The organism is Kitasatospora sp. MY 5-36 (assembly GCF_001182915.1).
Lineage (GTDB): Bacteria > Actinomycetota > Actinomycetes > Streptomycetales > Streptomycetaceae > Kitasatospora.
In genome coordinates this window covers 1-14,446 of the sequence record NZ_LFVW01000276.1, presented here as the reverse complement: position 1 = coordinate 14,446, position 14,446 = coordinate 1, and the positions used below count along the sequence as shown (strand labels likewise).

General features: G+C 70.3%; 13 protein-coding genes. 9 read left to right on the top strand and 4 right to left on the bottom strand.

Annotation, left to right across the window (positions count from 1 at the left end; genetic code table 11):
• Positions 1–36: 36 nt before the first annotated feature.
• Positions 37–342, top strand: a complete 306-nt coding sequence (locus AE652_RS19405) for a hypothetical protein (RefSeq protein ID WP_159028490.1) — start codon at positions 37–39, stop codon at positions 340–342.
• Between the two features lie 176 nt (positions 343–518).
• Here AE652_RS19405 and AE652_RS19400 read toward each other — a convergent pair whose 3' ends face one another.
• Positions 519–1,421: an HNH endonuclease gene (locus AE652_RS19400; RefSeq protein WP_049653218.1), complete on the bottom strand. Its 903-nt coding sequence runs from the start codon at positions 1,419–1,421 to the stop codon at positions 519–521.
• Positions 1,422–1,764: 343 nt separating this feature from the next.
• A complete protein-coding gene (locus tag AE652_RS19395; RefSeq protein ID WP_049653215.1) occupies positions 1,765–2,712 on the bottom strand; it encodes a D-alanine--D-alanine ligase in 948 nt (315 codons plus the stop codon).
• Between the two features lie 131 nt (positions 2,713–2,843).
• Here AE652_RS19395 and murF point away from each other — a divergent pair, with 131 nt between their 5' ends.
• Positions 2,844–4,241 (top strand): UDP-N-acetylmuramoyl-tripeptide--D-alanyl-D-alanine ligase, encoded by a 1,398-nt coding sequence (gene murF / locus AE652_RS19390; protein ID WP_049653214.1) that lies wholly within the window; start codon positions 2,844–2,846, stop codon positions 4,239–4,241.
• On the opposite strand, the gene murC is transcribed toward murF, so the two are convergent.
• Entirely contained in the window at positions 4,242–5,669 is a 1,428-nt protein-coding gene (gene murC, locus AE652_RS19385; protein WP_049653213.1) for a UDP-N-acetylmuramate--L-alanine ligase, read from the bottom strand.
• 363 nt (positions 5,670–6,032) lie between these two features.
• On the opposite strand from murC, the gene AE652_RS19380 reads away from it, so the two are divergent.
• From AE652_RS19380 to AE652_RS19360, 5 genes are all read left to right on the top strand, one after another.
• The gene (locus AE652_RS19380) at positions 6,033–7,004 is read left to right on the top strand and encodes a helix-turn-helix domain-containing protein (protein WP_049653211.1); all 972 of its coding nucleotides are present in this window, start codon (positions 6,033–6,035) and stop codon (positions 7,002–7,004) included.
• Positions 7,001–7,564 (top strand): peptide deformylase, encoded by a 564-nt coding sequence (locus AE652_RS19375; protein ID WP_049653209.1) that lies wholly within the window; start codon positions 7,001–7,003, stop codon positions 7,562–7,564. Before AE652_RS19380 ends, AE652_RS19375 begins: the two co-directional genes overlap by 4 nt.
• Positions 7,565–7,989: 425 nt before the next feature.
• Positions 7,990–8,424, top strand: coding sequence for a hypothetical protein (locus AE652_RS19370; RefSeq protein WP_049653206.1), 435 nt, complete (start codon positions 7,990–7,992; stop codon positions 8,422–8,424).
• Between the two features lie 2 nt (positions 8,425–8,426).
• Positions 8,427–10,481, top strand: coding sequence for a hypothetical protein (locus AE652_RS19365; protein ID WP_049653204.1), 2,055 nt, complete (start codon positions 8,427–8,429; stop codon positions 10,479–10,481).
• The gene (locus AE652_RS19360) at positions 10,478–11,299 is read left to right on the top strand and encodes a hypothetical protein (RefSeq protein WP_049653200.1); all 822 of its coding nucleotides are present in this window, start codon (positions 10,478–10,480) and stop codon (positions 11,297–11,299) included. The genes AE652_RS19365 and AE652_RS19360 overlap by 4 nt, the downstream gene beginning before the upstream one ends.
• A gap of 345 nt (positions 11,300–11,644) precedes the next feature.
• Here AE652_RS19360 and AE652_RS19355 read toward each other — a convergent pair whose 3' ends face one another.
• Positions 11,645–12,091, bottom strand: a complete 447-nt coding sequence (locus tag AE652_RS19355; protein WP_049653198.1) for a hypothetical protein — start codon at positions 12,089–12,091, stop codon at positions 11,645–11,647.
• 370 nt (positions 12,092–12,461) lie between these two features.
• On the opposite strand from AE652_RS19355, the gene AE652_RS19350 reads away from it, so the two are divergent.
• A complete protein-coding gene (locus AE652_RS19350; protein ID WP_082345837.1) occupies positions 12,462–13,850 on the top strand; it encodes an alpha/beta fold hydrolase in 1,389 nt (462 codons plus the stop codon).
• 269 nt (positions 13,851–14,119) lie between these two features.
• Positions 14,120–14,446, top strand: a 327-nt coding sequence (locus AE652_RS19345; RefSeq protein ID WP_049653196.1) for a peptidase inhibitor family I36 protein, incomplete at its 3' end; no start/stop codon positions are given.

Here is a 14,446-nt window from a genome sequence, read left to right as displayed (position 1 = left end):
ACCAGAACGATCCCACGAAGAAAGGTATGGAAGGCCATGCGTCGAATCGCGGCTCTGGGGGCGGGTGCGAGACTGCTGGTGGCCGCCGGTGTGATGGCGGCGCCGACCGCCTCGGCGACCTCGTACTGCAGCACCACCCAGGGGACGAACTGGGGCTCGGTGAGCTGCCAGACCACCGCCACGAAGAACCACTGGCAGCTGGTGCTGGTCTGCAACAACGACAACGTCAAGGGCAACCAGACGACCGTCAACGGCCTCTGGCACATGGGCAACGGCAGCGACACCCTCTACTGCCCGACCGGCTACAGCACGGCGTACACCAAGGTCAACAACGACAACTGACCCTCCGGCCCCGGGAGTCGGCCCCCGCCGAATCGCGGCGGGGGCCGACTCCTTGGGGAAGACCGGTCATGGCAGGACCCGGACGAGCGGGCCCGAAGTCTTCGGGTGCGTGAAAGCGGGCCGGAGCGCCTCCCCGGGGCTCGGTCGCCCCGGGGAGGCTGAGCGGGCAGCGTCCGTCACCGGTTGCGGCGGCGTGCCTCGTTCAGGGCCTCGGTCGCCCGAAGAACCTCCCTGGCGGCTTCCTTGATTTCCTGCGAGGCTTCCTTGAGTTCCCAGGACTGGCCTTCCAGGTTCCCCAGCTTGTTCGCGGCGCTCGCCAGCATGCTCGCGATGCTCTCCAGGCCCCGCAGCCGTTGGGCGGCCGCCGCGAGCGCCGCCGCGTTGCCTTCCAGGCCCTTCAGCCCGTCTGCGGCATCCGCCAGGGTGCAAGCGCTGTCCTCCAAACCCTTCAGGTCGCGTGCCGCCCGGCTGAGCGTGTTGGCGTTGTCCTCCAGCCCGCGCAGCGAGCGGGCGGCATCCTGCAGGAGCATGGCAGTGTCTTCGGAAACGCCGCCGCGGTGGTTGCGCAGCTCCGCGAACTCGGAGGTGGCCAGCTTGAGGACGGAGGCGAGTTCTGGGGCCGACTTCGCGAACTCGTCGAGGGCCGGGCCGAGGCGTTCGGCGAACTCGGCCTGGGCCTCACGGATGAGCTCGCCGAGGTCGGCCTTGGTGAGGTCCCCGAGCCCTTCGAGCGCGTCGACCCCGTCGGCCTCGCGAGCCTTCTTCCAGTCGAGAAGCAACTCGACCGAGAACGCCCCGCTGCGAGGGCCGTCGATCACCTTGTGGTGGACGGTGCAGAGCAGGATCAGGTTGGAGAAATGGTTGCGCTCGGCTTCCGACCAGGTGGGCTCGGCGCGGGGGCCGTTGTCCTCCAGTGCACGGATGTGGGCGATCTGAAGGTTCTGGATGGGATCGCCCTCGACCATACGGACGGTGGGCTCCTTGCATTCGGGCCAGTAGCAGCCGCCGCGGGCCAGGGTGAGGAGCCCGGCGACGGTGCCGCTGCTGTAGTTGCGGCGTGGCTTCTTCGGCGAAGTCATGTTCTTCTCCTATCGATTGACTGTGTCTCGGTAACCGTAGGAGTCACCACTGACACTCAAAGTGTCCATGGCGTCACGCTTGGTGCCCGGCTGAGTGGTTGTCACACGAAACCGGTGTCCGCACGGGTGCGCCGGCCGGTGCCGTCGGAGCGGGCCGTTCGGCGAGCCGGGAGCCGGAAGCATCCCCGGCTCCACTCCGACCGGCCGCGATGCTGCACAGGAAGTCGGTGAGGTCGACTTCCTGTGCGGGAGTCAGGGGCGGGGTGGTGTTGGCGGTGTGGGTGCGGGCATGGCGAAGCGGCCGCGTGGATGTCGGCTGCCGACAGCGGCAGGTCGGCGGTGTTCACGGTCGGTACCCGTTCGCCCGGGCAGCGGCGAGCATGGTCTGGATCAGGGTGTCGTAGCTGATCCCGGCGGCTGCGGCCATGGTGGCGAGGTTGCCGTGGGTGGAGAGTCCGGGGAGCGTGTTGATCTCCAGCCAGTGGACCTCGCCGTCGGGGGTGACGAGGAAGTCCGAGCGCGAGTGGCCCGAGCAGTGCAGCACCTGGTGGGCGCGGACGGCCGCGCGGGAGATGGTGGCGAGGGCGGCGTCCGGGAGTTGGGCGGGGCAGCGGTAGCGGTGGCCGGCGGGGTCGCGCTTGGCCTTGTGGTCGTAGAACTCGGCGGTGGTGGGGACGGTCTCCAGCGGCGGGAGCACGACCAGGGCGCCGTCCTTCTCCAGGGCGCCGCAGGTTACGGCGCTGCCTTCCTTGAACGGTTCGACGAACCACTCGCCGCCGCGGGTGTCGTGGGTGAGCGTGGCGGTGAGCGAGTTGAGGTCCCTGAAGACGCGCATGCCGATCGATCCGCCCTCCGAGGTGGGCTTGAGGATGACCGGCAGGCCCAGCTCCTCCACGCACGCCCGGGCGGTTTCCTCGGGGTCGTCGTGGCCCCGGAGCGGGATGTGCGGCAGCACGGTGACGCCGCCGGCGAGGACGAGGGTCTTGGCGGTGGGCTTGTGCATCGCCATCGCGCTGGCCAGGACCCCGGAGCCCGTGTAGGGGACGCCGAGGCTGTCCAGGAGGCCCTGGAGCTTGCCGTCCTCGGCCCATTGGCCGGCGAGGGCGAGGAACGCGACGTCGGCTTCGCGGACGCGGTCGGCGAAGTCCTCGTCGGTGGGGTCGAGGACGAAGTGCGGCAGGCCCTGGCGGGCCAGGGACTCACGTACGGCCTCGCCGGAGATCAGCGAGCGGTCGCGTTCGCCGGAGCGGCCGCCGGTGACGAGGGCGATACGACGTTCAGCTGCAGACATGCTCATCTTCCTTTTGTCACAGTCTGGTTCGGAATGCGCCGGATGACGGGAGGGGCGTCGGGGAGCCGCTAGCGTCGAGGGCAGGCCGCCCCGGGACGAGCGGGCGGGTGCGTCGACGGATCGGAGCCACCGTGGTCCCCATGACCCTGCAAGAGATCGCCGAGGCTGTCGGGGGCGCTCCGCACGACGCCCCCGATCCGGGTGCCGTGGTGGACCGGCCCGGGGTGATCGACTCGCGGCTGGTCGAGCCGGGGGCGCTGTTCATCGCGCTGCCGGGCGAGCACACGGACGGGCACCGGTTCGCCGAGGCCGCCGTCCGCGCCGGGGCGACGGCGGTGCTGGCGGCCCGGCCGGTCGGGGTGCCGGCGATCGTGGTGCCGGACGTCCAGGACGCGATGGGCGCGCTGGCCCGCGCGGTGCTGGACCGGCTGAAGGCGCCGACGGTGATCGGGCTGACCGGCTCGGCCGGGAAGACCAGCACCAAGGACCTGCTGGCCCAGGTGCTGGAGACCATGGACACCACCGTGGCCACGCCGCTGTCGTTCAACGGCGAGATCGGCCTGCCGCTGACCGTCTTCCGGGCGGACGAGAGCACCCGCCTGCTGGTGCTGGAGATGGGCTCGCGCGGCGCCGGGCACATCAAGTACCTGACGGGGATCGTCCCGCCGAAGGTCGGCCTGGTGCTGAACGTCGGGACCGCGCACGTGGGCGAGTTCGGCGGCGGGAAGGAGTCGATCGCCGTCGCGAAGGGCGAACTCGTCGAGGCCTTGCCCGTCGACGGCTTGGCGGTGCTGAACGCCGACGACCCGTACGTCATGTCGATGGCGCCGCGTACGGTCGCGCCGGTCCTGACGTTCGGGGCGCGGGCCGGGGACGTGCGGGCCGTCGACATCGAGCTGGACGGAGCGGGCCGGCCCTCGTTCACCCTCACGTACAGGGGCGAGAGCGCCCCGGTGAAGCTGGGGCTGTACGGCGCCCACCACGTGTCCAACGCGACGGCCGCCGCCGCGGTGGCGATCGGGCTGGGTGCGAGCGTGCGGCAGGCGGCGGAGGCGCTGACCGGTGCCCGGCAGCTGACGCCGGGCCGGATGGACGTCACCGAGCGGCCGGACGGCGTGACGGTGATCAACGACGCGTTCAACGCGAACCCCGAATCGATGGCCGTGGCCTTGTCCGCGCTCACCGCCATGGCCGGCGGCGGACGCAGGACGGTGGCGGTGCTGGGCGAGATGCGGGAGTTGGGCGAGGAGTCCGACGCCCACCACGCGGAGCTGGGCCGCATGGTGGCCCGGAACGGTGTCACGGACCTGATCGCGGTCGGCGGCGCGGAGGCCGCCCTGGTTCACGCGAGCGCGGTCGACGGCGGAGTGACGGCGACGCTGGTCCCGGACCGCGACGCCGCCCTCGACCTGCTGCTGACCTACCTCAAGCCCGGAGACGTGGTGCTGGTGAAGGGCTCCCACAGCGTCGGGCTTGAGGACGCCGCGATGCGGCTCGCCAAACCCGACGCCATGGGACTCACCGGCTGACTACGCGGCCCGGACCGTCGCCGGGGCCTCGGCCAGCCGCAGCAGGACCGCCCTGCCGACGCGGCCGGCGGTCCCGGTGCCCATCGTCACCACCAGGTCGCCGGGCCCGGCCAGCTCGGCGACCACATCCGCCGCATCGCGCCCGTCACCCGCGGTGTGGGCCCGGCCGCCGCAGGCGACGACCTGCGCGGCCACCGGCGCGGTGCTGACCCCGGTGAGCGGGGACTCGACCGAAGCGTGCACGTCCAGGAGGACGACCTCGTCGGCCGCCGCGAGCCGACGCCCCATCTCCTCGCCGAGGGCGGCGGTACGGGTCCAGCCGGTGGGCTCGAACACCGCGATCACCCGGCCCTCGGTGAGCATCCGGGCGGTGGCCAGGTCGGCGGTGATCTCACTCGGGTGGTGGGCGTAGGAGTCCAGCACCGTCACCCCGGCGTGGGTGCCGGTGGTGGTGAGCCTGCGCTTGATGCCCTGGAAGGCGTTGATGCCGGCCACCAGGTCGGCGGGTTCGGTGCCGAGCACCCGGCCGGTAGCGAACGCGGCGGCGGCGTTCAGCGCGTTGTGCCGCCCGGGGACGGCCACGGTGAACTCGTGCCACGACCCGTCCGTGTCCTGCACGGTGACGTGGCTGGCGGCCCCGTCCCACAGCACGCGCAGCACCCGCACGTCGGCGTCCTTGGCCTCGCCGACCGTGACCACGCGCGGGCCGGGCGCCGCCTGCAGGCGCTCGATCAGCAGCCGGGCGCCCGGGTCGTCGGAGGAGACGACCAGGATGGAGCTGTTGCGGGCCAGTCGCTCGAAGACGTCCAGGACGTCGTTCAGGTCGACGTACTGCTCGGGGTGGTCGTCGTCCACGTTCAGGACGACGGCGACCTGCGGGTGGTAGCGGCCGGCGGTGCGGTCGCTCTCGTCCGCCTCGGCGACCAGGAGGCCGCCGAAGCCCTGGTGGGCGTTGGGGTGGTCGACCGGGGTGCCGCCGATGGCGTACGAGGGGTCGAGGTGGGCCAGGGCGGCGCTGAGGATGCCGGTGGTCATGGTCTTGCCGTGGGTGCCTGCCACGGCGACGGACTGCTCGGCGGCGGCGATCACGCGGGCCAGCACGTCCGAGCGGTGCACCACCGGGATGCCGGAGCGGCGGGCAGCGGCGACCTCGGGGTTGCCCGGGGTCACCGCGCTGGACCACACGAGGGCGGTGGCGTCGGCGGGGAGGTTGCCGGCGGTGTGGCCGATGGCGACCGAGGCACCGGCGTCCTCCAGCTCGCGCAGGGCGGTGGTGTCGTCGGTGTCGGAGCCGGACACCCGGCTACCGCTTTCCAGCAGGAGGCGAGCGAGGGCCGACATGCCGGCGCCGCCGACGCCCACGAAGTGCGGGTGGGTCAACTCGATGGGGCCGTCGTGGACGGGGACGATCACGTTCCTGGTTTCCATGCTGTGCGCTCCAGTTCGGAGTCCAGCCCGTGAAGGGCGATGAGTGGAAGGGCGCTGCGCGCAGGTGCCGCCGTCCCGCGCCGAGTCGGCCGCCGGGTGAGCACCGAGTCGGGCCGAATCGAAGTCGTCGTGCACGATGACGCCGAGGACCGCGCCGGCCGGATCGCGATGCTGACCTCGGTGGCGGGACGGGGCTCGTACACGGCCAACCCCTCTCGGCAGAACGGAAGGTGGGCGGTTGGTACTGGTCAGGCGCTTGAAGTGCGGGCCCGATGGGGCAATGACAACCGGAGGCAGGACCGTGACGGGATGGTGAGCTAAGGTCACTCACGGTTCATTCATCACTCACTGGGGGCGGAGCGGATGGAACCGACGGCCAGCCACGACGCGGTCGACCAGGCCATGGAGGCGTTCGCCGCCGAAGTCGCCCACTGGCGCGAGGTGCGCGGCCTCTCCAAACGCGCGCTGGCCGGGAAGATGGGCTTCGACCCCTCGTACGTCAGCCACGTGGAGTCCGGCCGCCACAAGCCGACCGAGGAGTTCGCCCGCCTCGCCGACGAGACCCTCAATGCCGGGAAAGCCGTTTGGCGGCGCTGGCTCGACTACGACGCAGCCCGCTCCCGAAGCCGCACCCCGACCGCCCCGCCGACACCTCGCCGAGCCGATCAGCCCTACGCCTCCGGGGCCGCGATCGTGGTCGAACATGACGAGGCCGCACTCCAATTCGACGGCTCCACCTACCGGTTGACCATGCGCCGCCGCCTACGGAACACGGGCGCCGAGCCCATCACCCGCTACCTCATCCGCATCGCCGTCGACCGCTACCCCGGCGAACCCGAGCGCTCCAACGCCCACTACCGTGGGCACCCACTGACCTGGGACGAACTGGCGCTCAGCGCCTCGTGCCAGGGCGAGGACATGCGGTGGCAGGCCAAGCACGACCGCGACGCCTTCAAGGAGGTCTGGCTCCTGTTCGACAACGAGCACGGCCGCTTCCCGCTCTACCCGGGCGACGCGACCTGGATCGAGTACGCCTACAGCGTCGGCGCCGACAAGTGGGGCCACTGGTTCCAGCGCGCCGTCCGCCTGCCCACCGAACACCTCGCCGTCCGCCTCGACTTCCCCAGCGCCCTCGACCCGGTCGTGTGGGGCACCGAGACCTCCATGACCGCCGAGGCCGTTCCCCTGCGCACCGCCGTCAGCCGCCATGACGACGGCGAGCGCCGGCACTTCGCCTGGGCCACAGACGACCCACCGCTGCACGCCCGCTTCCGCCTCGAATGGCGCTTCCGCGCCACCGCCGACAACCAGCAACAGACCAAGGAGACCAGGTGATCGAGGTGCGGCCAAGCCAGCAGATGCAGTCCCTCGGCGTGATCCAGCAAGGCCCCCCCATCCTCAACCACCCCGCCCAGCCCTTCGACCTACCGGCCGAACGCACCGCCGCCCAGGACGTCATCGACGAACTGTTCACCGCCGTCGACCGCATCGGCCGCGTCCACTCCTTCGCCAAGGGCATGGGGCTCGCCGCCCCACAGATCGGCATCCCCCGCGCCGCCGCCCTCGTCCTTCCCCCGACCGCCGACGCCGACCCGATCATCCTGCTCAACCCCAAGGTCACCGCCGTCTCCGACGAGACCGACGAACAGTACGAGGGCTGCCTCAGCTTCTTCGACGTCCGCGGCATGGTCCCCCGCCCGCTGCGCATGGACGTCGCCGCCGCCACCCTCGACGGTGCCATCACCACAGCCACCTACGAGTTCGGCCTCGCCCGCCTCATCGCCCACGAGATCGACCACCTCGACGGCCTCCTCTACACCGACCGCATGCGCCCCGATGTCCACCCGATTCCGGTCGAGGAGTACCGGGGAACCGGCTCAACCTGGGCCTACTGACCAATGCCGCTGCAGCGCCCCGGGCTGCGTCACGGCCTGCCGGTCGGAAGAGTGGCAGCGTACCCCTTCGAGCCGGGGGGCGAGGAGGCGCCTGTGTCTCGGGGCCTGTCGGAGCCTTGGTATAGCTGGTTCGGTGGAGCTCTCCAGTCTGACGGCGAATTCACGCCAGCCTGAGCTCGCCGTTCGGTCGTGGTTGGGGACGCGCTAGTCGAACAGCATCCGCCTGGCGCCCATCGAAGACTGTGCGAGTGTCGGGAAGTGTGCCGTGTGCAGGATTCGAACGAGTGCGGGCCGCCCACTCGGCACGCTGGAGCCTCCAAGGACGGGATCCAGTCGATGTGCACGTTCCGCTTGTGTGATGTCACGCTCCGTTCGCATTCTTTCGGGATGTGGCCCATCGTCTCGGGCCGGATGAGAGGTGAGCGATGAGTGCTGCCGAGATCGACATGATGGACCTGGCGACGCGTGCGTCCGAGGCGCTGGCTGCGGAGGTGGCTCGATCCGGGTGGGGCTTGGTCCGGGAAAAGATCGCCCGTTTCCTGCGACGTGATGAACCAGCGGTGGTGGAGCGGCAGTTGGCAGAACTGGACGTCGCCGGCGAGAGATGCGGCCCGAACGGTGACGGGGACCCGGAGGCGCTGAGGGCGCAGTGCTTCTGGCAACTTGGAATGTATCTGCAGCGTAACCCCGACGCGGTTGAAGAGCTGGAGCAACTGCTTACTGACCTGGGAGTTGGGGGCAGGGCTGCGGGCGCGGTGATGAACGCGAACGGGAACACCAACAGCGTGGTCATTCAGGCTGGTGGCAACGTGAGTACGGGGAAGGGCTCCATCACCGCTTCCACGCGGCCCAGGAGGTAACAGTGGAGCGGCTGATGGAGGAGCCCGGCCTTGAGTCCTTCGGGGGCCAACGAGCTGATGGCAATCACCGGTCGGTGGTCGTCCAGGCCCAGGCTGCCGACGGGGCCAACGCGGTCGCCGTGGTCAACATCCATGAGAAGGAACTGCTGCCCGTCCACTCCGTCGAGCCATCGGTGATCTCGGTGGTGCGGCAGGCATGGGTCAGGATCGATCGCGATGGTGAAGAGGTCCTCGCCGCAGAAGCCGTCCGTGACGTGCTCCTTCGTGGAGGCGGGCTGGCAGTTGTGGCCGGCGACGAAGGCACTGGCCGTTATGCCACCGCTGTCCGGGCCCTGACCATGATGGACAAGCCTCGTCGGAGCGAGGGCAGGCCCTCGCTGGAGCTTTGGCAGATCACGCCGGACTGGGACCCGCCGGACAGCAGCCTGCTCCCGATCGGGGAGAACTGCGGATATCTCTTGAACGTCTCCGCCGAGATCGCCGACTGGTCGAAGGAGATGCCGTCGAAGCTGAGCGGCCACGGCCGTCGGCTCGCGGAGATCGGATCCTGCCTGATCGTGATCGCCGGCCGCGACGGCTGGCCTACCATGGGACATGAAGCGGCCGCCGTAGTCCAGGCTCGACCGCCCGCACCCCGACACCTGGTCAGCTCGCACCTCAGCTTGTTTCACCGTCGTACGGAACTCGTCGAGCGGCTGCAGTCCGGATACGAGCCCAAGGAGAACCAGCAGGACCTTGCCCAGCTGGTGACTGACGGCATGCACCCGGCAGATGCCGCCGAACTCGCCCGGCTGCTCGCAGGCGCAGCCGACAGCGAGCAGGAGCTCGCAGCGGCAGTCGAACGGTTCACCGGATGGCGCGACTACGTCACCGGGTTCTTCGGGCGGACCGTCGAACGACCGGAGGAGCGCGCCCTGCTCCTGGCAGCGGTGCTCTTGGAAGGGGCCAGCCCCTCCCAAGTGCACCAAGCCGCCCGAGATCTACTCGGAGAGAAAGTCGACGACAGCGTGCGCAACGCCCTGTCGGGTCTGGATTTGGGAAGCCGTCTGCGTGACGCAGGAGCAAAGGTCAGCGACAATAAGGTGACCTTCACCCACCGGCCCGGCTACGGCTATGCGGTGCTCAGGCACATCTGGACCGAACTTGCCGACGCACAGAGCCACATCAGAAAGTGGATCGCGCGGATCACGGCCAAGGGAGAGATCGGGGCTGACCGGCTCGACACCATTGCCGAGCTGCTGGCGAAACTGGCAGCCGAGCACAATGACAGCACTGTCCTGCCCAGCCCGGCCACCCGGAGTGCTCCAGCGGCGCTCAGCCGTGGCGACGCCGCTGCCCGGATGCTCTCCTCCGCAGCGCAGCATCCGGTTCTCGGTGCGACGGTGCGCAAGCAACTGCGGGAGAACTGGGCGCAGAGCAAAGACCAAGAGGTCGCCAGAGTCGCCGCCCTGGTGTGCCAGGGCACGTTCGCCGCGAGATTTCCCGGTCAAGCTCTGGTACGCCTCCGGCACATCCTCGCTCGGGACGCTGACGATCAGGCCAACGGCGAGGCGGGAAGGGCGCTGCGCGCGTTGGTGAGCGAGCACGGCAAGCTGGCCTTGACCTGGGCAGCCGTCAATGACTGGATCGGACCACCGGACAGCAGCACACCCGGCAGGGCCAGCAGGTCACGCGCTGGCCGACGGGCCTTCCTCGCCCTGGCAGACCTGACCGCCGATCCGTACCCGACGGAGCTCCTGCTTGCCGCAGCGCGCCACGACGAGTCCGTCACTGACAAGATCGTCGCAGGATGGAATGACACCCTGCCAGACAAGGCCCTCGCTCATACCTGTGAGAGCACCCTCGCGGCCTGGGCCGAGGCCAGTATCGACGGCTCTCTGCCGGGCGAGCAGGTTCTCGACCTCGTGGAGCGGATTGTCAGCGGTCGCATCGGACTCGATCCGGTTGCGGCCATCGTCGTTGGCCGTGAGATCGATGCCGAGACGAAGGCCATGCGTGAGTTCCGCCGGCGGTTGATCAGCCGGCGCTTCCCGGCCGCCCGGCCGGAGCCATCGTGAGCCAGCCCGGCGCGACCCGTGCGCAGCGGCGGGCACTGCGGCGTGAGGTGACCGCGTTCCCTGCCGTCCTGCCCACCTGCTACCCGGACATCGCCTTCACTGCGGAGATCACTGCCACCGCGTACCCCGACCACCTGCCGGGATACGACAGACCGGCCCTCGCACGGCTCATCCGCACTTCGCTTCGTAGAGCGGCAGTGGATGCCGCCGCTCAGCTGGATCCGGCCGACCTGCCAGGTGCGAGGGATGCCCTGGCCGACCATCTGGCAGGTCCGCGTCCGTTGGCCGGATACCCGGATCACGTCCTGAGGGCCGAGGCCACCGTGGTTCTGGACCGCGCCGCCACCGAAGCTACTGCTGCAGTGATGCGCGCCCGCCAGAATCAGGGAGTGGAGGACGCCGTCTTCCTCCAGGCGGCCAGAGCTCGCGCCCTCGCGCTTGCCGACCCGGCGATCCTGGCCGCAGCTCTGACCATGCCCGACACGGGAACGTGGGCGGATCATCTCAAAGACTTCAAGTTGACCGATGAGGATTCCAGGACCCACTTCACCAAGGCTCTGGCCGGTCTGTCGCAGTTGCTCGCGACCGCCCGCAAACCGTCCACTGATCCGACCGATCTCCAAGTTCTGGAGATCTTGCGCACGTTCTTCTCCCGTTTCGACCAGCTGCATCAGCGGAGGCTGCTCGTCACCTTCACGTCCGACTACATGAGGACTGCCGGCCACGGCGACCTTGCGACCGAGCTTGAAGAGGCCCTCGACATCCACGACGGTGCCGAGTCGGCGGAGGAGGCCGACCGGCCGGAGCCGGCGAGATGAGAACCACCCTCCTGCGCTGGTTGCTCGCCCCACGGACTAGCTGGTGCGCCTGGCGCCTCACCCGGGCGGCCTCCGAGCAGATCGATTTCGATACCGCCTGGCGAGCTGCCCGGGTGCGATTGCACCGTGACGAGCTTGAGTTCCGAGCTCACGGGCACCGGTCGCCCGGGAAACCAGGAGGCCCAGTCGAGCGGTCGGCGACGCCACACAGCCTCGACTGACGGTTTCCGTCGACCCCGTGCGCGTGGCCTCGGAGCAACTGTTCATAGACGAGGCCGTGGAACTCGCTCATGAGCGGCGTTGCCGACTCATGCCGGCTCCTGGCCTGCCAGTGGGCGGCACGGATCAGGCGTGGTCGGCCGCGGAGTATGCGGCCCGGAACTCCTGGGTGGTCACGAAGGCCGAACCGCGTACCGCATGCGGCCGGCCGGTGGCGACGAGCTGCCAGGCCGCCTCGGCGGCGGCTCGCTGCTTGTCCAGCCGGTGCCGTTCGACGACGGTTGTGAACTCCTCGGGTATCTGTCGCTCATCGACGACACCAGCCAGCGCCATGTCGCCCGTGGGGCCCATGCCGTAGGTCTGCAGCTTTGACCAGCCAAGTTCGCGCGCTGCCTTGCGCATTGCCGATCGGATGAGGGGGACGCCGCCGAGTTCCTCGGCCTCCTGGGCGGTCAGGCGCAGCTCGTACGACCCGCCGTAGCCGCCGGCATCTGCCGGGCACGTGCGGCGCAGGAGGGGGATCAGGACAGCGACCAGCTTCTGGTGCAGCGGGTCATTCGTATAGGAAGCCATGTCGGGAGCGTAGCCGCGGCCTCTGACACGGCGAGTCTCGTCGGCGGTGGGTCGCGCTCGCCGGACGGAAGTCATACACGGCCGATAATGTCATGATTTGTAATATTTAAGAAAAGATCTTCCCAGGTGCAGGCGTGGGTGGTGGTGAGGGGGAGGGAGAGGGGGAGGACGGGCATCCGGGGGTCATGCCGGTCCGTTGACCAGTTGACAGGTGTGGCGTCAGGGCTGATCGGCAACAGGGGGCCGTCCGGGGACTTCCGGCTCGCTCTCCGGGCGAATCCCGCCCGGGTGCTCGCCATCGAAGTCCCCTGGGGCGCAGGCTGCTTCCGTGACCGCGTCGCACGGGCGCGGTGCGAGCGGAAGGACTCACATGACGAGCACGCGCGGCCGCATCGCCGCTCTGCTGGGCGCCGTCGCGGTGGTCGCCGGCACCACCCTGGCCACCCCCGCCACCCCCGCAGCCGCCACGGACAGGCCAGGCGGCGGGATCACCGGGCAGGCACCCTGCCCGGACGCGCCCGAGTTCACCTGCGGGACCCTCACCGTCCCGCTGGACCACAGCGGAGCCGTCCCCGGCACCCTCGACCTCGCCGTGGCCGTCGGCGGCAACACCAAGGCCCCCAAGGGCGACCTGCTGTTCCTCTCCGGCGGCCCCGGCCAGGCCAGCGTCCCGACGGTGAGGCAGATGGCGGGCAAGCTGGAGCCCGTCCTCAAGGACTACCGCCTGGTCATGTACGACCAGCGCGGCACCGGCCGGGGCGCGCTCCAGTGCCCCGGCCTCCAGGAGGACATGGGCTCCTCCGACCTCGCCGTGCCGCGCCGGCAGTCGATCGCCGACTGCGCCGCCGCCCTCGGACCGAACGCCCGCTTCTACAGCACCGCCGACACCGTCGCCGACATCGACCTGCTGCGCCGCGCCCTCGGCGCCCGGCGCCTCACCCTGGACGGCGTCTCGTACGGCACCATCGTCGCCGAGCGGTACGCGTTCGCCCACCCGTCCCGGGTGGCCCGCCTGGTGCTGGACTCGGTGGCGCCGCCAGGGGGTTTCGACCCCCTCGACCTGGCCGCGATGCCCGCGACCGCCCGGGTGCTGCGGGCCGCCTGCCAGGCGACCGGCTGCACCACCGACCCGGCCGCCGACCTCGCCGCCACCGTCCGCCGCTACGGCAACGGGGTGCAGGTCCTGAGCGCGCTCACCGGCTTCGAGTTCATCGACCCGGACTTCGGCGGGGTCCCGGAGGCGCTGCACGAGGCCGCCGCCGGGCAGCCCGCCAAGCTCCAGGACCTCTTCGACCTCGTCCACCAGGTGGTCGACGCCGCCCCGGCCGAGGAGTTGAGCCAGGGCCTGCACTCCGCCACCGTCTGCGCGGACGCGCGCTTCCCGTGGGGCAGCACCGACACCCCGGTCGAGGGCCGGGCGGCGGCGCTGGAGCGCACCCGGCAGCGGCTGACCGCCGAGCAGACCTGGCCGTACGACCCCGCGACGGCGACCGGGCTCGGCAGCCTCCTGGTCTGCCTGGACTGGCCGCGCGAGCCGGTGCCGCCGATCCCGCCGGCGCACCGCAAGCTGCCAGACGTGCCGGTGCTGCTGCTCGGCGGCGACCGCGACATCGCCACGCCGTACGAACTGCTCTACGAGCAGGCGAAGTTGGTGCACAGCCCGCAGATCGTGATCGTCCCCGGGGCGGCGCACTCGGTGCAGAACCGGGCGGCGAACCCGGCCGGACGGCAGGCGGTGTACGACTTCCTGCTGAAGTAGCCGAAGTAGCCGAAGCAGCCGGGGAACGGAAAGCCCGGGGCCCGGACCGCAGCCACCGCGGTCCGGGCCCCGTCGGCGTCCGCGGGCCACGCTACCTATGCCTCCGGACGCCGACGGTCCGACTAGGTCATCGACTAGGTCACCGGCGCCGGTTCCCCATGCAGTCGGATGACCGATGCGTCCTTTCTGCCCTCGCCGCCACAGTGGTGCTGCTCCGCGAACGAACGTCGGAGCGCCCCCTGGGCAGTTGAAGAGCAGAGGAGAGCATCATGATGAACCTGCGGCGACTGGCGACGAGGCTCGCGGTGGGTGCCGCCACGGTGGCCGGGGTGCTCGCCGCCACGACGACGACGGCGAGCGCCGACATCCTCACCTCGATCGAGACCGGTCCCGGCAAGTGCCCCGCCAACTGGGTGTGCCTGTGGAGCGAGAACAACTACATCGTGGGGAACCCGAAGGGCGGGGTCGACTACGGGGCCGTGGGCGCGAACGAGAACATCGCGGACCTGGGGAAGTTCAAGTTCGAGAGCAAGCTCTGGCGCTGGAAGGGCATGGCGGACGAGGCCTCCTCGGTCGTGAACAACACCGGGAGCAGC